The 19130-nt window shown below is 40.3% G+C and carries 31 protein-coding genes; 2 read left to right on the plus strand and 29 right to left on the minus strand.

All coding sequences use genetic code 11. The features are described 5' to 3' along the window. Positions 1-390 precede the first annotated feature (390 nt). From rplQ to rplC, 29 genes are all read right to left on the minus strand, one after another. Positions 391-1035 carry a 50S ribosomal protein L17 gene (gene rplQ, locus Q8S11_RS03465; RefSeq protein WP_305660694.1) on the minus strand — a complete coding sequence of 215 codons (645 nt, stop codon included), beginning with the start codon at positions 1033-1035 and terminating at the stop codon, positions 391-393. Between the two features lie 81 nt (positions 1036-1116). Next, positions 1117-2109 (minus strand): DNA-directed RNA polymerase subunit alpha, encoded by a 993-nt coding sequence (locus Q8S11_RS03470; protein WP_305660695.1) that lies wholly within the window; start codon positions 2107-2109, stop codon positions 1117-1119. Between the two features lie 118 nt (positions 2110-2227). After that, positions 2228-2836 (minus strand): 30S ribosomal protein S4, encoded by a 609-nt coding sequence (gene rpsD, locus Q8S11_RS03475; RefSeq protein WP_305364370.1) that lies wholly within the window; start codon positions 2834-2836, stop codon positions 2228-2230. Between the two features lie 75 nt (positions 2837-2911). Continuing rightward, positions 2912-3301: a 30S ribosomal protein S11 gene (gene rpsK / locus Q8S11_RS03480; RefSeq protein WP_305364369.1), complete on the minus strand. Its 390-nt coding sequence runs from the start codon at positions 3299-3301 to the stop codon at positions 2912-2914. Between the two features lie 183 nt (positions 3302-3484). After that, on the minus strand, positions 3485-3862 hold the full coding sequence (gene rpsM, locus Q8S11_RS03485) for a 30S ribosomal protein S13 (protein WP_305660696.1): 378 nt from the start codon (positions 3860-3862) through the stop codon (positions 3485-3487). Positions 3863-3967: 105 nt separating this feature from the next. Then, positions 3968-4084: a 50S ribosomal protein L36 gene (gene rpmJ / locus Q8S11_RS03490; RefSeq protein ID WP_079702220.1), complete on the minus strand. Its 117-nt coding sequence runs from the start codon at positions 4082-4084 to the stop codon at positions 3968-3970. Positions 4085-4091: 7 nt separating this feature from the next. Then, positions 4092-4310 carry a translation initiation factor IF-1 gene (infA, locus tag Q8S11_RS03495; protein WP_026897900.1) on the minus strand — a complete coding sequence of 73 codons (219 nt, stop codon included), beginning with the start codon at positions 4308-4310 and terminating at the stop codon, positions 4092-4094. A 144-nt stretch (positions 4311-4454) separates the two neighbouring features. Continuing rightward, positions 4455-5240 (minus strand): type I methionyl aminopeptidase, encoded by a 786-nt coding sequence (gene map, locus Q8S11_RS03500; RefSeq protein ID WP_305660697.1) that lies wholly within the window; start codon positions 5238-5240, stop codon positions 4455-4457. 5 nt (positions 5241-5245) lie between these two features. Beyond that, positions 5246-6574 (minus strand): preprotein translocase subunit SecY, encoded by a 1329-nt coding sequence (gene secY / locus Q8S11_RS03505; RefSeq protein ID WP_305660698.1) that lies wholly within the window; start codon positions 6572-6574, stop codon positions 5246-5248. A gap of 6 nt (positions 6575-6580) precedes the next feature. Then, on the minus strand, positions 6581-7027 hold the full coding sequence (gene rplO / locus Q8S11_RS03510) for a 50S ribosomal protein L15 (RefSeq protein ID WP_305660699.1): 447 nt from the start codon (positions 7025-7027) through the stop codon (positions 6581-6583). Between the two features lie 2 nt (positions 7028-7029). Then, positions 7030-7209 (minus strand): 50S ribosomal protein L30, encoded by a 180-nt coding sequence (gene rpmD, locus Q8S11_RS03515; RefSeq protein ID WP_305364364.1) that lies wholly within the window; start codon positions 7207-7209, stop codon positions 7030-7032. 5 nt (positions 7210-7214) lie between these two features. After that, on the minus strand, positions 7215-7733 hold the full coding sequence (rpsE, locus tag Q8S11_RS03520; RefSeq protein ID WP_090706497.1) for a 30S ribosomal protein S5: 519 nt from the start codon (positions 7731-7733) through the stop codon (positions 7215-7217). 57 nt (positions 7734-7790) lie between these two features. Beyond that, a complete protein-coding gene (rplR, locus tag Q8S11_RS03525; RefSeq protein ID WP_305660700.1) occupies positions 7791-8144 on the minus strand; it encodes a 50S ribosomal protein L18 in 354 nt (117 codons plus the stop codon). 5 nt (positions 8145-8149) lie between these two features. After that, positions 8150-8707 (minus strand): 50S ribosomal protein L6, encoded by a 558-nt coding sequence (gene rplF, locus Q8S11_RS03530; RefSeq protein WP_305660701.1) that lies wholly within the window; start codon positions 8705-8707, stop codon positions 8150-8152. A 14-nt stretch (positions 8708-8721) separates the two neighbouring features. Beyond that, entirely contained in the window at positions 8722-9123 is a 402-nt protein-coding gene (gene rpsH / locus Q8S11_RS03535) for a 30S ribosomal protein S8 (protein WP_371135125.1), read from the minus strand. Between the two features lie 191 nt (positions 9124-9314). Continuing rightward, entirely contained in the window at positions 9315-9584 is a 270-nt protein-coding gene (gene rpsN / locus Q8S11_RS03540; protein ID WP_305364360.1) for a 30S ribosomal protein S14, read from the minus strand. Then, entirely contained in the window at positions 9584-10150 is a 567-nt protein-coding gene (rplE, locus tag Q8S11_RS03545) for a 50S ribosomal protein L5 (RefSeq protein WP_305660703.1), read from the minus strand. Before rplE ends, rpsN begins: the two co-directional genes overlap by 1 nt. Beyond that, positions 10150-10491, minus strand: a complete 342-nt coding sequence (gene rplX / locus Q8S11_RS03550; RefSeq protein ID WP_305660704.1) for a 50S ribosomal protein L24 — start codon at positions 10489-10491, stop codon at positions 10150-10152. Before rplX ends, rplE begins: the two co-directional genes overlap by 1 nt. A 1-nt stretch (position 10492) precedes the next feature. Then, positions 10493-10861: a 50S ribosomal protein L14 gene (rplN, locus tag Q8S11_RS03555; RefSeq protein ID WP_008244575.1), complete on the minus strand. Its 369-nt coding sequence runs from the start codon at positions 10859-10861 to the stop codon at positions 10493-10495. 1 nt (position 10862) lies between these two features. Further along, positions 10863-11117 (minus strand): 30S ribosomal protein S17, encoded by a 255-nt coding sequence (gene rpsQ / locus Q8S11_RS03560; RefSeq protein ID WP_079702232.1) that lies wholly within the window; start codon positions 11115-11117, stop codon positions 10863-10865. Between the two features lie 13 nt (positions 11118-11130). Further along, positions 11131-11358: a 50S ribosomal protein L29 gene (rpmC, locus tag Q8S11_RS03565; protein ID WP_305364358.1), complete on the minus strand. Its 228-nt coding sequence runs from the start codon at positions 11356-11358 to the stop codon at positions 11131-11133. A gap of 87 nt (positions 11359-11445) precedes the next feature. Further along, entirely contained in the window at positions 11446-11868 is a 423-nt protein-coding gene (gene rplP / locus Q8S11_RS03570) for a 50S ribosomal protein L16 (protein WP_305660705.1), read from the minus strand. A 94-nt stretch (positions 11869-11962) separates the two neighbouring features. Then, positions 11963-12862 (minus strand): 30S ribosomal protein S3, encoded by a 900-nt coding sequence (gene rpsC / locus Q8S11_RS03575; RefSeq protein WP_305660706.1) that lies wholly within the window; start codon positions 12860-12862, stop codon positions 11963-11965. Between the two features lie 6 nt (positions 12863-12868). Then, on the minus strand, positions 12869-13231 hold the full coding sequence (gene rplV, locus Q8S11_RS03580) for a 50S ribosomal protein L22 (RefSeq protein WP_305364356.1): 363 nt from the start codon (positions 13229-13231) through the stop codon (positions 12869-12871). Positions 13232-13234: 3 nt separating this feature from the next. Next, the gene (rpsS, locus tag Q8S11_RS03585; protein WP_291399956.1) at positions 13235-13501 is read right to left on the minus strand and encodes a 30S ribosomal protein S19; all 267 of its coding nucleotides are present in this window, start codon (positions 13499-13501) and stop codon (positions 13235-13237) included. Further along, positions 13501-14325, minus strand: a complete 825-nt coding sequence (gene rplB, locus Q8S11_RS03590; RefSeq protein WP_305364355.1) for a 50S ribosomal protein L2 — start codon at positions 14323-14325, stop codon at positions 13501-13503. The genes rpsS and rplB overlap by 1 nt, the downstream gene beginning before the upstream one ends. A gap of 7 nt (positions 14326-14332) precedes the next feature. After that, a complete protein-coding gene (gene rplW / locus Q8S11_RS03595; protein ID WP_305660707.1) occupies positions 14333-14623 on the minus strand; it encodes a 50S ribosomal protein L23 in 291 nt (96 codons plus the stop codon). Position 14624: 1 nt separating this feature from the next. Continuing rightward, on the minus strand, positions 14625-15254 hold the full coding sequence (rplD, locus tag Q8S11_RS03600) for a 50S ribosomal protein L4 (RefSeq protein WP_305660708.1): 630 nt from the start codon (positions 15252-15254) through the stop codon (positions 14625-14627). A gap of 4 nt (positions 15255-15258) precedes the next feature. Next, entirely contained in the window at positions 15259-15876 is a 618-nt protein-coding gene (rplC, locus tag Q8S11_RS03605; RefSeq protein ID WP_305660709.1) for a 50S ribosomal protein L3, read from the minus strand. A gap of 664 nt (positions 15877-16540) precedes the next feature. Between rplC and Q8S11_RS03610 the strand changes: the two genes are divergently transcribed. After that, entirely contained in the window at positions 16541-16837 is a 297-nt protein-coding gene (locus tag Q8S11_RS03610; protein ID WP_305660710.1) for a hypothetical protein, read from the plus strand. A 1444-nt stretch (positions 16838-18281) separates the two neighbouring features. After that, the gene (locus Q8S11_RS03615; RefSeq protein ID WP_305660711.1) at positions 18282-18839 is read left to right on the plus strand and encodes a hypothetical protein; all 558 of its coding nucleotides are present in this window, start codon (positions 18282-18284) and stop codon (positions 18837-18839) included. Positions 18840-19130: the final 291 nt, after the last annotated feature.

The raw sequence follows: 19130 nt of genomic DNA on the forward strand, positions 1-19130 counted from the left end.
AAATTTTATCAATGTTTGATAATACATAGACAAATAGCAGACCAAGTGCCACAAGACCTAAAAAGAGGGTTTTTTGAGGAAAATGAGGAAATTTTAAGGGATAATATTGCCCAAATGGGGAATGAGGTACTCAAGGGAGTATTGAGTATTGAGTATTGAGTAGTGAGATTAAAGGCTACTCCATTGGGTATTTATTGATAATGATGAAGATCTGGGTAATGATTACTCAATTGTTTAAGGGAATGTGTAACCCATAATTCGTAATTGATGATTCGTAATTGATAATTCGTAATTCGTAATTGATAATTCGTAATTAATAATCCGTAACTCCTTAAAACAAAGAAGGCTTACGTATAACACGCAAGCCTTGTTTTATGAAATAGAGAAATATTATTCTTCTTTTTTCTTATCAGTTTCATCAGCAGGAGCTTCTTCAGTTGCTTCGGCTTTTGGTGCTTCCTCAGTAGTTTCTGTTTCAGCTACCGGCGCTTCAACGGCCTCAGCAGTTTCAACCTCAGCTACAGGAGCCTCAATAACTTCTACTTCTTCAGCAGCAACAACTGCTTTTGGACTCTCTTTATCAGCCGTAGCTTTTGCGGAGGCCGACTTTGCTTTTGAACCACGACGGCGCGTTGTTTTCTTCTCAGCAGCTGCTGCATCACCACCGGTGTAAACCTCGTTGTAATCTACCAGTTCAATTAAAGCCATGGATGCATTATCACCTAAACGATTGCCCATTTTAAGAATACGGGTATAACCTCCTGGACGGTTTGCAACTTTTGCAGCGATATCGCGGAAAAGGATTGAAACTACCTCTTTGTTCTGTAAGTAACTGAATACTGTACGACGAGAGTGGGTAGTATCATCTTTAGATTTAGTGATGATTGGTTCAACATACACACGTAAAGCTTTTGCTTTAGCAAGTGTGGTTGTGATGCGCTTGTGTAGGATAAGCGAAGAAGCCATATTAGCCAGCATCGCTCTGCGGTGACTGTCTGTACGACTTAAATGGTTTACTTTTTTACCGTGTCTCATGTTTTGTTAAATTGTGCACGTGCATACCGTCAATCAACCTTTCGGGATCGGGAATTATGCATTTCGCTTATTATTATATTATTATTCTTCGTCTAATTTGAATTTAGAAAGGTTCATACCAAAGGATAATCCTTTAGATTTAACCAGATCCTGAATTTCTGTCAATGATTTTTTACCGAAATTTCTGAATTTAAGCATATCTGCAACATCATAAGAAACAAGATCAGCCAGTGAACGGATGTCTGCAGCTTTCAGGCAGTTTAATGCACGAACAGATAGATCAAGATCTACCAATTCCATCTTAAGGATCTTACGCATATGCAGGATTTCCTCATCAACTTCTTTAGTTTCTTCTTTAGCCTGTGATTCAAGCATAATATTCTCATCAGAGAATAACATGAAGTGATGAATCAGGATCTTAGCTGCTTCTTTCAATGCTTCCTCAGGATGGATAGAACCATCAGTAGCGATATCAAGAACCAATTTCTCATAATCTGTCTTCTGCTCAACACGGAAGTTTTCGATAGAATACTTCACATTTTTGATCGGAGTATAGATTGAGTCGATTGCAATAACACCTAAAACAGCATCTGCATTCTTATTTTCTTCTGCGGCAACATAACCTCTGCCCTTGTTTACTGTCAATTCGATCTCCAGAGTAACTGAAGTCTCCATATTACAGATAACCAGATCAGAATTAAGAACCTCAAAATTATTGGAGAACTTACTGATATCACCAGCTTTAAACTGATCCTTACCATTAATGATTACGAAGATCTTCTCATTATCACCGGATTCACCAATTTTTTTGAAACGTACCTGCTTTAAATTCAGAATAATCTCAGTTACATCTTCCACAACACCTTTTATTGTTGAGAATTCGTGGGATACTCCCGAAAAACGAACTGAAGTTATTGCAAAACCTTCCAGGGAAGATAAAAGTATTCTGCGTAATGCATTACCAATGGTAACACCGAAACCAGGCTCTAAAGGTCTGAATTCGAATGTTCCTTCGAAATCCGTAGATTTCTGCATGATAACTTTATCAGGTTTCTGAAATGCTAAAATTGCCATTTATCAAATTTGTTTATTGTTTATGGATATGAGATTTGAGATATGAGATTTAAGATATGAGTGTCATCCCGATAATAATCGGGATATGTCTCACATCTTAAATCTCTAATCTCATATCTTATTTAGAGTATAATTCGACGATCAGATTTTCCTTGATATTTTCAGGAATCTCATCACGAGTTGGGTAGTTAAGGAATTTCCCGGTTAAGGTACTTGCATCCCAATCCAACCAGCTGAATTTATTTAATGTTCTGGCAGCCACTGCATGCGAAATCGCTTCCAGGGATTTAGAACGTTCACGTACAGCGATTACATCACCTGAGCGTAAAGAGTAAGATGCGATATTCACAACCTCCCCATTTACAGTGATATGCTTATGACCTACCAGCTGACGTGCAGCAGAGCGGGTTGGAGCAATCCCTAAACGGTAAACAGTATTATCAAGACGGGCTTCCAGGAATTTTAACAGGTTATCACCGGTAATTCCTTCTTTAGCAGATGCTTTGTGGAAAAGGTTCTCAAAATAGCGTTCCAATACACCATAAGTGTATTTAACTTTTTGCTTCTCCATTAACTGTACTGCATATTCAGATTGCTTACCTCTTTTTCTGGAGGTACCATGCATTCCCGGAGGATAGTTTTTTCTTTCTAATGCCTTATCAGGACCGAAAATTGGTTCTCTGAATCTACGGGCAATTTTGGACTTTGGTCCGGTATATCTAGCCATGTTTGTGGGTTTTTAAAGTATCATCCAGGCAAATCCGGGAGAATCTTAGCTTTAAAAAAATTTATTAATTATGTGTTAAACTCTTCTTCTTTTTGGAGGACGGCAACCGTTGTGCGGAAGTGGAGTAATGTCCTGGATAGTTGTCACTTCGATACCTGCAGTCTGCAAAGTACGGATAGCAGACTCACGGCCTGAACCTGGTCCTTTTACATATACCTGAACCTTACGAAGTCCAAGATCATGTGCCACTTTAGCACAATCACTTGCAGCCTGTCCGGCAGCATACGGGGTATTTTTCTTAGAACCTTTAAAGCCCATTTTACCGGCTGAAGACCAGCTGATTGTTTGGCCCTGAAGATTAGTCAGAGTAATGATGATGTTGTTGAATGTAGCATTCACGTGAGCTTCACCAATTGGTTCTACAATTACAACGCGCTTTTTGGTAACTTTTTTAGTTTTTGCCATTTTTAGAGATTTGAGATGTGAGACTTGAGATGTGAGAAACACTCTCTTTACTCCTATCTATTTCTTGTTTTAATCATGAAGTATGATCCAAATGGATCCGAAACTTCATATCCGCTTAATTTGTTAATTAATCGAGATCAGGATTCGAAATACTCTCATATCTCAAACCTCATATCTCATATCTTACTTAGTTGCTTTTTTCTTGTTAGCAACTGTCTTACGTTTTCCTTTACGGGTACGTGAGTTGTTCTTGGTACGCTGACCACGAACCGGAAGTCCCTTACGGTGACGAAGTCCACGGTAACAACCAATATCCATTAAACGCTTGATGTTCAACTGAACCTCTGAACGTAATGAACCTTCAACCTTGATCTCATCATTGATGAAACCACGTATTGCTGCTAACTGATCATCGGTCCATTCCTGTACTTTGATGTTTACATCAATTCCTGCATCTTTAAGGATCCTTTGTGCGGTTGCCCTTCCGATACCGAAAATGTAAGTAAGTCCGATCTCTCCTCTTTTGTTTCTTGGTAAATCAATACCTGCTATCCTTGCCATATTTTATTGAAGTTGTACGTTGTACGTTGTAAGTTTTAAGTTCCTATACGCTGTGCTAACCGCCCAGACGTATCACGTAAAACGTACAACGTAAAACTATTAATGTTATCCCTGACGTTGTTTGTACTTAGGGTTCTTTTTGTTAATCACATAAAGTACTCCCTTACGACGGATCACCTTACAATCAGCGCTGCGTTTTTTGATGGATGCTCTAACTTTCATCTTTTCTCTATTTGTATCTGTATGTTATTCTACCTTTACTTAAATCATATGGTGACATTTCCAGTTTCACTTTATCTCCAGGTAAAATCTTGATGTAATGCATCCTCATCTTTCCTGAAATATGCGCAATAATCTCATGTCCGTTTTCCAACTCGACCCGAAACATTGCATTTGACAACGCCTCTCTGATTATTCCGTCTTGTTCAATTGAAGCCTGTTTGGCCATATATTATTTAAGTTTTCCTGTCTTTATTAATTCCTGTCTGGCTTCCTTCAAAGTACTATATTAAAACAATTGATTTACAATACTATATTCTGCCTCTCAGCCCATCGGAACAGGGATGCAAAATTAAATAAAAAATTTTAATTTTTAATCTTTTTGTTTCAAAACTTCTTCAATGTACTGAAATGTCGAAAGAACGTCGGCTTTACCCTTTTTTATAGCCACCGAATGCTCATAATGAGCTGAAGGCTTCTTATCAATTGTGCTTACCGTCCATCCATCATCCCAGAATTTAACTCCGGCCTTCCCTCCATTGATCATTGGCTCAATCGCAATCACCATTCCCTCCTCCAATTTTATTCCTGAACCACGCCTGCCATAATTAGGAACTTCGGGCTTTTCGTGAAGCTTAAATCCAACCCCATGCCCTACCAGTTCTTTCACTACTCCAAAACCATTCTTTTCGGCATGTTCCTGAACAGCGTAACCAATATCTCCTACCCTCATCCCAACTACTGCCTTATCAATAGCGAGGTAAAGACATTCCTTGGTTACCTGCAGCAATCGCAAAGTCTCCGGATCAACATTTCCAATTGGAAAGGTATAAGCCGAATCACCAACAAAATCATCCAGGACAACTCCGCAGTCAACAGAAACAATGTCTCCGTCTTTAATCACATATTCTCCGGGAAATCCGTGAACAACCTGATCATTTAATGATATACAAAGAGAGTAGGGAAATCCGTTGTAGTTCAAAAAAGCCGGAACTCCACCATGATCACGGATGAATTCCTCTGCTAATTTATTAAGCTGTATAGTCTTTACTCCTTCTCCGATAATCTTTGCTACTTCAGCAAGGGTTTTTGAAACAAGAAGATCACTTTTTCTGATCTTCTCAATCTCTTCGGAAGTCTTGTAATGAATTTTAGACATGCATGTTACATTACCGGACCACCTGCCTGAACAGGACTGCGACCTTTAATTCTGCCTGTCTTCATCAATCCATCGTAGTGACGCATTAATAAATGACTTTCAATCTGCTGTAATGTATCCAGAATAACACCCACAAGAATTAACAGGGAAGTACCGCCATAGAAATGAGCGAACTGGCTGTTAACCCCCAGGATAATCGCTATTGAAGGCATAATTGCAATAATAGCAAGAAATATGGATCCCGGTAAGGTAATCTTTGAGATTACAGCATCAATATATTCACCAGTAGTCCTACCGGGTTTAACTCCAGGAATAAATCCCCCGTTCTTTTTCATATCATCTGACATCTGAACCGGATTAACGGTAATGGCAGTATAGAAAAAGGTAAAGGCTATGATCATAAAGGCAAAGGTCAGGTTATACGTTAAAGAAGTATAATCACTGAAAGAAGCCAGAAATGAGGACTGTGCTGAAGGGAAGAAAGAGCCAATGGTAGTTGGTATAAACATTATCGCCTGAGCGAAAATGATAGGCATTACACCGGCTGCATTTACCTTTAGAGGAATATACTGACGAACACCACCATATTGCTTGGCTCCTACAATCTTCTTTGCGTATTGAACAGGAATTTTTCGAACTCCCTGAACAATAAGAATAGTAAACATCACTACAAGGAACAAGGCTACAATCTCCACAATAAAGGAAATCAATCCACCCTGAGCACCCATACGGGAATTGAACTCAGAAAGAACACCAAATGGCAATTGTGCAATGATACCAACCATGATAATCATGGAAATACCGTTTCCGATACCTTTATCAGTAATTTTTTCACCTAACCACATGACGAACATTGTTCCTGCTGTTAATACACACATCGAAGAGATGGTGAACAATGGCTCTGATAATAAACGTGCATCAGGACTGATTTGTGAACGAACATATCCGATCGCCTGCAATGCAGTGATGATAATAGTCAGGTAACGGGTAAACTGATTGATCTTTTTACGGCCGCTCTCACCCTCCTTCTGTAGTTTCTGAAAATAGGGTACAGCAATACCTAATAACTGAACCACAATGGATGCAGAGATATATGGCATGACACCTAATGCGAAAATGGATGCTCTGGAGAATGATCCTCCTGCAAACATGTTCAGCAATCCAAGTAATCCTTCTTTGGCCTGCTGGTCATCAAGAGATGCCGAGTCAACCCCAGGGATTACAATAAATGAACCTATTCTATAAATTAAAAGGCATAAGAGCGTGAAAAGAATCCGCGCTCTCAGGTCTTCAATTTTCCAGATGTTGGATAGCGTTGTAAAAAGCTTCTTCATGTATAATTATAATTTAACTATTGCACCACCAGCAGCTTCGATAGCTTTTTGAGCTGATGCTGAGAACGCATGGGCGGTAACATCCAGTTTGGACTTAACTTCACCTCTGCCTAAAATTTTAATAAGGTCATTCTTTGAAGCTAAACCATGTTCTCTGAATGTATCAAAATTAATTGCAGTTAAACTATATTTATCAGCAAGAGCCTGTAAAGCATCCAGATTGATACTTACATATTCAGTACGGTTGATTGGATTAAATCCAACTTTAGGTAAGCGGCGTTGTAATGGCATCTGACCACCTTCAAAACCTACCTTGCTTTTGTATCCTGAACGTGATCCGGCACCTTTATGACCACGGGTGGAAGTACCACCACGGCCAGAACCAGTACCACGACCGATACGTTTTCTATTTTTTGTTGAACCTTCTGCAGGTTTCAAATTACTTAAGTTCATAATCAGATACTTTCTACTGCTATTAAATGATTAACTTTTCTCACCATTCCGATAATAGCCGGATTAGCTTCAACCTCTACAGAATGGTTTATTTTTTTTAAACCTAATGCCTGCATGGTTCTTTTCTGGCGCTCACTTCTATCGATAACGCTTTTAATCTGGGTTATTTTGATCTTAGCCATGATGATTATCCGTTAAATACTTTATTTAAATTCACACCACGCTGCTGAGCAACAGTATAAGCATCACGTAACTGTGATAAGGCCAATACAGTAGCTTTAACCACGTTGTGCGGGTTAGATGAACCTTTCGACTTAGCAAGTACGTTATGTACCCCGGCGCTCTCAAGTACTGCACGCATCGCACCACCAGCAATTACACCGGTACCCGGAGCAGCTGGCTTTATGAATACGAAACCACCTGAATATTTACCGATTTGCTCATGTGGAACAGTTCCGTTAATTACAGGAACTTTTACCAGGTTCTTTTTAGCATCATCAATTCCCTTAGCGATAGCTTCAGTAACCTCTTTTGCTTTACCAAGACCGAATCCTACAATTCCGTTCTCATCTCCTACCACAACGATAGCAGAAAAGCTGAACGTACGTCCGCCTTTGGTAACTTTAGCAACACGCTGGATGCTAACTAAGCGATCCTTTAATTCGATCTCGCTTGATTTTACTCTTTTTATATTGATAGTTGACATTCTCTTTATTTTATGATAACACCGATATGATTAGATAATCGCTGTAACCGATGCTAATTAAAATATTAAACCAGCTTCACGTGCACCTTCAGCCAGTGATTTAACACGGCCATGGTACAGGTAACCATTTCTATCAAAAACAACCTGGCTAACACCTGCTGCTAATGCTTTCTCTGCTACTGATTTACCAACAGCTTTACTTTGCTCGGATTTATTTCCGTTTGCAGTAAAATCTTTTGATAATGAAGAAGCTGATGCAATGGTTTTTCCGCTATTATCATCGATAACCTGAGCATAGATCCCTTTGTTGCTTCTGTAAACAGACAGACGCGGGCGTTCTGCAGAACCGGTTAATCTCTTTCTGATTCCTCTTTTGATTCGCTCTCTGCGAGATAATTTAATTCCTGCCATGATGATTATTTTTTAGCGGCTGATTTACCAGCTTTTCTTCTTAATACTTCACCAACAAACTTAATACCTTTTCCTTTATAAGGTTCCGGAGTACGTAATGAGCGAATTTTCGCTGCAACTTGTCCAAGTAATTGTTTGTCGATACTCTCTAATATAATTACCGGATTCTTACCTTTTTCGGAGGTTGTAGTTACATTGATCTCTTTTGGTAATTCAAACACGAAATGGTGAGAGAAACCTAATACCAGATCCAGTGTATTACCTACGTTTGTAGCACGGTAACCAACACCTACCAGCTCCTGCTGAGTTTTATATCCTTCAGTTACACCAACAACCATGTTATTGATCAGTGAACGATATAAACCATGCAATGCTTTATGACGTTTTTGCTCAGATGGACGTTCTACTGTAAGTATACCATCTTCCTGACTTAATTTAATATCTGAATCAACATTTTGTGTTAATTCTCCTTTCGGGCCTTTTACAGTTACCAGGTTAGCATCAGATACTGATATAGTAACACCTGCGGGAATATTAATCGGGGCTTTTCCTATTCTTGACATCTCTTATCCTCCTATTAATAAACGTAACATAAAACTTCACCGCCAATATTCAGGTTTCTTGCTTCCTTATCGGTCATTACACCTTTAGAAGTAGAAATGATGGCAATACCTAAACCGTTTAATACACGCGGCATATTATCAACACCGGCATATCTTCTCAAACCAGGAGTACTGATACGCGAGATATTACGGATAGCTGAAATTTTAGTAATCGGATTGTATTTCAGGGCAATTTTAATCGTTCCCTGAACATTTGTGTCCTCAAACTTGTAATTGGTAATGTAACCTTTGTCAAAAAGAACTTTTGTCATTTCTTTTTTCAGGTTCGATGCAGGAATTTCTACAACCCGGTGATTCGCCTTGATGGCGTTTCTTACCCGTGTAAGATAATCAGCTATTGGATCTGTATTCATTATTTATTGTTTGTGATGGTGGTATCCTTTTCCAAACTATTCGGAGGGACCTGCCATCGGTTCATACTAGTTATACGTTGTACGTTGTACGTTATAAGTGGTACGTTATACGTTTTACGTAAGTTTTAAGTTGAAGTGATGAGTTTGAAGTTAGACGCCTATCACGTATAACATACAACGTATCACGTACAACTCTACCAGGATGCCTTACGCACTCCCGGGATCTTACCTGCCAATGCCATTTCACGGAATGTTACCCTTGAAATACCAAACTGACGCATGTATCCACGTGGACGACCGGTTAATTTACAACGGTTGTGCAAACGTACCGGTGAAGAGTTTTTAGGTAATTTATCCAAACCTTCAAAATCTCCGGCAGCTTTAAGGGCTGCTCTCTTATCTGCGTACTTGGCAACTAATCTGGCACGTTTAACTTCACGTGCTTTTACACCTTCTTTAGCCATTATTGATTGTTTGTATTTTGATTCTTAAATGGTAAACCGAATTGCTTTAATAATTCCAAAGCCTCAACATCTGTTTTAGCAGTGGTTACAAAAGTGATATCCATACCCATGATCTTATTGATCTGATCGATGTTAATCTCAGGGAAGATAATCTGCTCAGTAACTCCTAATGTATAGTTACCGCGACCGTCAAAGCCTTTATCATTGATACCTTTGAAATCACGGATACGTGGTAAAGCTACAGCGATCAAACGATCAAGGAACTCATACATATTATTATCACGTAATGTTACACGAACACCAATCGGCATTCCCTTACGTAATTTAAAGTTAGAAATATCTTTCTTAGATTTTGCAGGAATTGCTTTCTGACCAGTAATAGTGGTCATTTCATTTATTGCAGTATCAATTAACTTTTTATCGGTAGAAGCAGCTCCAACACCCTGGTTGATAGCGATTTTCTGTAAACGTGGAACCTGCATTACGCTTTTATACTGGAATTTATCCTTTAAAGCAGTAATGATTTCCTCATTATATTTTGTTTTTAATCTTGGTATGTAAGCCATTACTTAATTTCCTCCCCAGATTTTTTAGCGATGCGAATTGATTTACCATCAGCATTTTTCTGCTTGCCTATACGTGTTGGTTTACCAGATTTGGCATCAACAAGCATAACATTAGAAATATGCAAACTGGCTTCCATTTTAACGATACCACCGTTTGGAGTGGCAGCATTCGGTTTTGTATGTTTCGATACCATATTGGCACCTTCAACTATAACTCTGTTAGTAGCTAATTTAACTTCTAAAACCTTTCCTTGTTTTCCTTTAGAATCTCCTGAAGTAACTTGTACCAGGTCTCCTTTACGGATTTTCAATTTAGGCTGTGATTTTATCTTCTTTTCCATTTTACAAAACCTCCGGTGCTAATGATACAATCTTCATGAATTGCTTTTCACGTAGCTCTCTAGCTACAGGGCCGAAGATACGCGTTCCACGCGGCTCGTCCTGAGCGTTCAGCAATACTGCTGCATTATCGTCAAAGCGGATATATGATCCGTCTTTACGTCTGATTTCTTTCTTTGTTCTCACAACAACTGCCTTAGAGACAGTTCCTTTTTTGATGTTCCCTGATGGAAGCGCACTTTTTACAGTGACAACTATTTTGTCACCTATGGATGCATAGCGCTTACCGGTACCACCTAAAACACGGATTACTAAAACTTCTTTAGCTCCACTGTTGTCAGCAACATTCAGTCTTGATTCCTGTTGTACCATGTTACTTAGCTCTTTCTAAAATTTCCACTAATCTCCAGTTCTTGGTCTTACTCAGCGGACGAGTTTCCATAATTAACACTGTATCACCGATACCGCAAGTGTTAGTCTCGTCATGAGCCATAAATTTGGTAGTTTTCTTAACAAACTTACCATAGATCGGGTGCTTCACTTTCCGCTCAACCGCAACAACAATAGACTTCTCCATTTTATTGCTTACTACCAACCCGGTTCTTGTTTTTCTTAATTGTCTTTCCATTTTGGACTTTAATTTATTCAGAAGCGGACTCTGGCGTAGCAGATGCTTTCGCTTCCGCCTTGCGCTTAGTCAATTCTGTGTTTAAACGTGCTACATCTTTTCTAACTTTTGTAATCCTTAATGGATTCTCAATAGCAGAAACCGTATGTGCAAATTTTAATTTGGTGAGATTAGCTTTCTCTTCATTAATTCTGGCAACAACCTCTTCAGTTGTTAATCCTTGTATTTCTGAGTTTTTCATTTTTCTTCTGGTTGTTAGTTGCTAGTTGGTTAGTTGGTTAGAAGCGCGAATATCGAACCAACTAACAACTAATTACTAATCACTAATTTATGCTTCGACGAAATCTCTGCGTGTAACAAATTTCGTTTGTACCGGCAGTTTCTGAGCTGCTAAACGCATGGCTTCTTTGGCTACTTCCAAAGGCACACCTTCAGCTTCAAAGATCATTCTGCCAGGTCTTACAACTGCTACCCAATACTCAGGTGCACCTTTACCTTTACCCATACGTACTTCAGCAGGCTTTTTCGTAACCGGTTTGTCCGGAAAAATACGGATCCATACCTGACCTTCCCTTTTCATGAAACGGGTAACGGCAATACGGGCAGCTTCTATCTGACGACTGGTGATCCAGGCAGGCTCTAATGATTTGATTCCGAAAGAACCGAAAGCTAATTCTGCACCGCGACCGGCCAGACCTTTCATTTTGCCCTTCTGCATCTTTCTGAACTTCGTTCTCTTTGGCTGTAACATGTTCTTATTTTTTTTGTTGGTTAGTTGTTAGTTGGTTAGTTGGTTAGAACGCTGTCCGTAAAACTAAATACTTAAACTAATCTCTAATTCCTAATTATTTCTTACCTCTAAAACCACCTGCACCGCCCTGGCCACCGCGATTCTGACCGCCTTGTCCGCCACGGTTCTGACCACCTTGTCCGCCGCCACGATTCTGACCTCCGCCACGGTTATCACCACCGCCACGTCTGTCACCACCGCCACCACGGTTATCCGTACGTCTGTCGCCACCGCCACGTCTCTCGCCGCCACCTGCAAATGGTGCCGCACCTTCTGGCCCTCTTCCTTTAACACCGGTAGTCTGGCCAATGTTCGGAGAAAGATCACGTTTACCGTAAACTTCGCCCTTCATGATCCATACTTTAACACCGATCTTACCGTAAGTGGTTAAAGCCTCTGATAAAGCATAATCAATATCAGCACGGAAAGTATGCAATGGAACACGTCCATCTTTATATTGCTCGGTACGCGCCATCTCGGCACCACCTAAACGACCAGAACACATAATTTTGATCCCTTCAGCTCCCATACGCATGGTTGATGCGATTGAAGTCTTCATGGCACGACGGAAAGAGATTCTTGCTTCTAATTGCTTTGCAACTCCTTCGCCTACTAATTGTGCGTCTAATTCAGGACGTTTGATCTCAAAAATATTGATCTGAACGTCTTTTTTAGTCAGTTTTTTTAACTCTTCTTTGATCTTATCAACTTCCTGACCACCTTTTCCGATCACAATACCCGGACGGGCAGTGTGAATGGTGATGGTAATACGCTTCAAAGTACGCTCGATAACTACTTTAGAGATACCGCCTTTTGAAATACGTGCTGCCAGGTATTTTCTGATCTTTTCGTCCTCAACTAATTTCTCAGAGTAATCGTTCCCACCGAACCAATTAGAATCCCAACCTTTGATGATTCCTAATCTGTTACCTATTGGATGTGCTTTTTGTCCCATTTCTCCTTACTTAGTTTTTGGTTCACTGTTTTTACTGTCAACTATCAGAGTAACGTGGTTAGAACGCTTACGAATTCTATGTCCGCGACCCTGAGGAGCTGGTCTTAATCTCTTTAACTGACGTCCGCCATCAACCATGATTGTTTTCACAAACAATTCATTGTCTTCAGGGCGCTGACCTTCATTTTTGGATTCCCAATTTTTGATTGCAGATAATAAAAGTTTTTCAACCCGTATTGCTGCTTCTTTATTGGTATACTTCAAAATATACAAGGCTTTCTCAACCCGCTCACCTCTGATCAGATCAACAACCAATCTCATCTTACGTGGTGAGGTAGGGCAATCGTTTAATTTTGCTATTGCTTCCATTGCTTATTTTTTCTTATCAGAGTGACCTCTAAATGTTCTCGTTGGAGAAAATTCACCAAGCTTATGACCAACCATATTTTCAGTGACATAAACCGGAATAAATTTATTTCCGTTGTGTACTGCAAATGTATGGCCTACGAAATCCGGAGAAATCATTGACCTGCGTGACCATGTTTTGATCACAGTTTTCTTATTTCCCTCATTCTGCGTAGCTACTTTCTTCGCTACGTTATGATCGATATAGGGACCTTTTTTTATTGAACGTGCCATTATTTCTTCCTTCTCTCTATGATGTAACGATCAGACGACTTCTTTTTATCGCGGGTTTTAAAGCCTTTAGCCAATAAACCTTTTCTTGAGCGCGGATGACCACCTGATGATCTGCCTTCACCACCACCCATAGGGTGATCGACCGGGTTCATAGCTACACCTCTTACTCTTGGACGACGTCCTAACCAGCGTTTTCTACCTGCTTTACCTAAAACCTCATTTGCTTTCTCGGAGTTTGAAACAGTTCCGATAGTAGCGATACAGGTTGCAAGGATCATACGGGTTTCGCCTGAAGGCATTTTAATGATCGCATATTTACCATCACGGGCCGATAACTGGGCATAAGCTCCTGCACTGCGTGCAATGATCGCTCCCTGACCAGGGTTCAGTTCGATGTTGTGAATAATAGATCCCAGTGGAATGTTCTTCAAAGGAAGTGCATTTCCAATCTCAGGGGCAGAATCTGCACCCGAAACGATCTTCATTCCAACTGTCAAGCCTTCCGGTGCAATGATGTAACGCTTCTCACCATCGGCATAATTTACCAGGGCGATACGTGCGCTACGATTCGGATCGTACTCAATAGTGGCAACAGTTGCGGGGATATCGTTTTTATCGCGTTTAAAATCAATCAATCGGTATGACTTTTTATGTCCCCCACCGAGATAACGCATAGTCATTTTACCGGAATTATTTCTACCGCCGGACTTCTTGATGCTGGTAACTAACGATTTTTCTGGAACGTTAGTAGTTACATCAGAGAAAACTCCTCCTACTCTGAAACGAGTACCCGGGGTAACCGGTTTAAATCTTCTTACTGCCATGTCTTAATTAAATATTGCTGTAAAAGTCAATAGTTTCACCATCTTTCAGCGTAACAATTGCCTTCTTGTATTTCGGAGCATTTCCGGTTACAACACCAGCTTTAGTGTTACGCGATTTTGTTTTACCATACACTACTGCGGTGTTTACAGCCAGTATGTTCACGCCGTACATTGCTTCGATCGCACTTTTGATCTCCAATTTGTTGGCTCTGTGATCAACTCTAAAAGTAAAGCGGTTTAACTTTTCAGTTAACGCTGAAGCCTTTTCAGTTAAAATTGGTTTCTTTAAAATTTCCATCTTACTTAGCGAACGCCTCCTCCAATGTTTTAACAGTTTCTGTAGTCAGCAATAAAGTTCCTGCATTCAATACATCGAATGTATTCAACTCAGCGGCAGTAACCACTTTTGCTTTCTTTAAATTTCTGCTTGATAAATAAACATTATTATTTGCTGCCGGAAGTACCAGTAATGACTTAACATCTGTTAATTTCAAATCGGCAACAATCTTGGCATAGTTCGAAGTTTTGATAGAATCAAAAGTGAAGGCCTCCAAAACAACAATGTTGTTATCTATTGCTTTATAAGTAAGGGCAGACTTACGTGCTAATGATTTCAGCTTTTTATTCAGCTTGAAACTATAGTCGCGGGGCTGCGGACCGAAAATACGACCACCACCATTGAATAATGGAGATTTAATAGATCCTGCACGGGCACCACCTGTACCTTTTTGTTTGTATAATTTACGGGTCGATCCTGCGATCTCATTACGTTGCTTAGACTTATGCGTTCCCTGGCGTTGATTTGCTAAGTACTGCTTCACGTCCAAATAGATCGCATGATCGTTTGGTTCTACTGCGAAAATCGCATCAGGAAGCTGCACCTTGGCACCTGTTTCTTTACCTGATATATTAATAACCTTAACTTCCATGTTCTTATTTATCAACGATTACATATGAACCCTTAGCTCCCGGAATTGAACCGCTAACCACTAATAAGTTTTGGTCTGCAAAAACTTTCAAAACCTGAAGGTTTTGAATCTTTACGCGGTCACCACCCATACGACCCGCCATACGCATTCCTTTGAATACACGTGAAGGCCATGAAGATGCACCGAGTGAACCCGGAGCCCTTAAACGGTTGTGCTGCCCGTGAGTTTGACCACCCACACCACCAAATCCATGACGTTTTACAACACCCTGAAAACCTTTACCTTTTGAGGTACCAACTACATCGACATAATCGCCTTCGGCGAAGATTTCAACATTCACAACATCACCTAATGACTTCTCATCTTCAAAAGTTTTAAACTCAACCAGCTTACGCTTTGGTGTTGTTTTAGCTTTTGCGAAATGTCCTTTTAATGATCCTGTCGTGTTTTTCTCTTTCTTGTCGTCGAAAGCTAACTGAACCGCGCTGTAGCCGTCTGTATCGACGGTACGTAGTTGAGTAACTACGCATGGGCCAGCTTCGATCACTGTACACGGGATGTTTTTCCCGTCAGCATCGAATATGCTGGTCATTCCTACTTTTTTTCCAATAATTCCTGACATTTTCTTTAATCAATTTGTGTCCATCGAAGCAGTAGGGCTTCGTTCAAGACATAGTAAACCCCTCTAAAGGGAGGGCAAAGATAGGAAAGTCTTATTAATTATCAAATAGTTGTGAGTTTATTTTTTAATTTATTTGGGGATGACTGAGAATAGGGCATTTTGATGGGATAAATGAAAATTGAGACGATAGCTATCGGGTGGAGAAGGGAGAGTTGAGAATTGGAAATCGTTTAGAAAATTGATTTCATCACCTTATAGATATCGTGCTGATCCAGACTTTCCTCAGGATCGCAATACTTAACTTGAGTTCGATAAGGAAGGTAAAAATATTAGGTTATAATTATCCAGATAGGGCTTTGGAGCCAAATAATTTGATTTTGGAAAGCAATACCTGTGTGTTATAGTTTAGTTCAGCCCTTTCCTCCGGAGTATTTCCGGCAAGAAATCGCGTTCTGGTTCAAATTACGAATAGCCGGAAGATACCTCCTCCGGCAAGGTTTATTTTACCCGGTGCTGTTCTTCATCTGGACGGGCAGCCCGGAGTTGCTGGTGCGCGCGCAATGTCATTATTTAAGGAGCAGGAGGTTCTGGCTTTACAGTAAATAAAAAATCAGTTTGTTTGAAAAAAGATTTTGCTTTCGTAACTTAATATAAATTGATTGTCATGGGAATTTCGAAAGAACCAAACTTAACGGGTTTCAGAGGTACCATTGAAAAGACCGTTGTTGTCCGTATAGATACCTGGGGAAGAACCATTTTTAGTGCTTACCCCGACATGAGCAACATAAAGCCTACAACAGCACAGAAGCAGCAGCGCTTGAATTTTAAGGAAGCTCAGACTATAGCTCTAAAGATGCTATCTGATCCTGCTGTAAAAGCTTTCTACAAAGAGAAGTGCAAAGGGCAGCAGCGTCCACACAATATCCTTATTTCGGAACTGCTAAAAAAGAATGACCTTTGAATTGGGGTATAATCGTGCTAGGACATCAGGAGGACATCTTCGTACCATCTTCGTACCAACATTGTACCAAGTGTGTAGATCCTTCGATCAAAGGGTACTTTGATCGAAGGATCTACACAGAAAGTAATATGTAGACCTAAACTTGGCCTTAACATCATTCCAGTACGAAGGGGAATTAGCTTAAAGGCACATACCGCATTACACGCCACCCGATTCCGGTTCCCGAACCGTATATCTTCAATATAAACCCTAATTATCATCGCGGCGGATGCCCATCGTCATTATTTATAAGACAAGGAGGAACCAATCTAATTTAAGAATGGGGTCGTGGCCTCCGCCACGATGATTGCTCAACATATAAAAATTAAGGAGATTCCGGCGCAGAGGCCGGAATCGTATTCACCTTTGCATTGCAATCATGGCAGGTTTAATCCGCGACCTTTGTAAATAACAAGGATGTTATCCTTAGGTGTAACCCGATAGCCGGATCCGAATTTTCCGAATGAAATCACCTAAACGCGCGGAAAGTCGATTTCGTCAATCGTTTCAGAAAAACGAAAGTGAAATGGTGACTGACGAATTTATCTTTCATGACACCCTGGTAAATTCGTAAGTACCCCGATTTGCTAATTTACTAATTCTCTCATCACTAGTGTCCGGGGAAAAGATTTTGCTTTTCGACCCTGAAGATTCGTATGTGAAAATTCGAACACATACGACCTTCGGGGTCGGGAAAGGGACTGTAATGAAATTTTCTATAAACATGTGATCACCGGGTCAAGCCTACCTGAAATTTATATAGGGGGGCTTGCTTTTTAAAAACGGGTAAAAAACATTCAATGCTAAACATAAAAGCATATTTTATTGGGATTTCAATTGTAACCGGACACTAGTGATTCCCTAATTTGCTCATTCACAAATTACTAGTGTCCGGGGAAAAGTTTTTATTAAGGTTTAGCCCGGCAGCAGAATTGAAACTCTTGCCATATTTAGGAAAGAGGGTATTTTATTAATGATGGAGTTATTCTAATCTCGGGTATAGGCGTATCGCTCAATAGGGCCCGCCTTTAGGCGGCTTGTAATCGGCGTGATTCAATTCGGGCTTCAGCCCCACATATAGCAGGTTAGAAAATAACGTAAACCGGTGCTTCAGCGCCGACAACATTTAATCGGGCTGAAGCCCGATGCGGGTGTTCCGATATAAACGGATTATTTTGGGCTGAAGCCTGGAATATCCCCCTTGTATACCCCGCTTAAAAGCGGGGCCTATTGAGCGAGTGCGCTAACAGCCGGGCTTGCTTTTTGAAATCAGGAAATAAAATCGTTCACGATACTTTTTTGAAAGGATATTTTTAAACATTTTATTTTTACCGGACAACAGTGATTTGCTCATTTGCTAATTTCCTAATCATTTTTGTATTTTTAAAAATCCTATCTACGAAACATGAAGAATATCAGCTTATTAACTATTAGCCTGTTGCTTGTCTTATTAAGCAGGAACGCCATTGCCCAGGTTCCGGATACCACTTTAGCCGGACAGTACGAAGATGTGGTGATCAATTCCGGATCTTATAAGGTGTATAAGAACATCCGCAAAACAAAAATCGAACAGCTCTGGAAAAATGTAACTGACAGTCTGCAGAAAGAAAGAAAGATTGCTGCAGATAGCAAAGCACAATTAGAAAAAGGTCTGGCAGAAATTCCAATCCTTCAAGCCGAAATAAAAGAGTTAAAAGCAGCCAACTCTCCTATAAAAAAACTTAGTAATGTGAGTAATACTACACTGCTCTGGGGACTAATAGTGTTACTTGCTGCCGGAATTGTATTTGTGATCTACCGCAGCCGCAGCGCAGTGCAGGAACTCAAAGAACAGAACGAACGCTATGAGGAACTTAGCACAGAGTTCCGCGAATATAAAAGCAAAGCCGCCGAAAAGGAGCGTAAACTTGCCCGGGAACTTCAGGATGAACGGAATCTGGTGGATGAATTGAAGGCACGGTAAAATCAATTAACATTGAGTTTGATACAAAGAACAACCCGACTTACGAAATCACCTAACCGAGCGGAAAGTAGATTTCGTCAGTCGCAGACCAATTAGGTGACTGATGAATTTAATTGCATGGCGCCTAGGTAAATTCGTAAGTCCGAAATCCCGACTTGCGAAATCACCTAACCGAGCGGAAAGTAGATTTCGTCAGTCGCAGACCAATTAGGTGACTGACGAATTTAATTGCATGGCGCCTAGGTAAATTCGTAAGTCCGAAATCCCGACTTGCGAAATCACCTAACCGAG

Source organism: Daejeonella sp. (genome assembly GCF_030695525.1).
Taxonomy (GTDB): Bacteria; Bacteroidota; Bacteroidia; order Sphingobacteriales; family Sphingobacteriaceae; genus Daejeonella.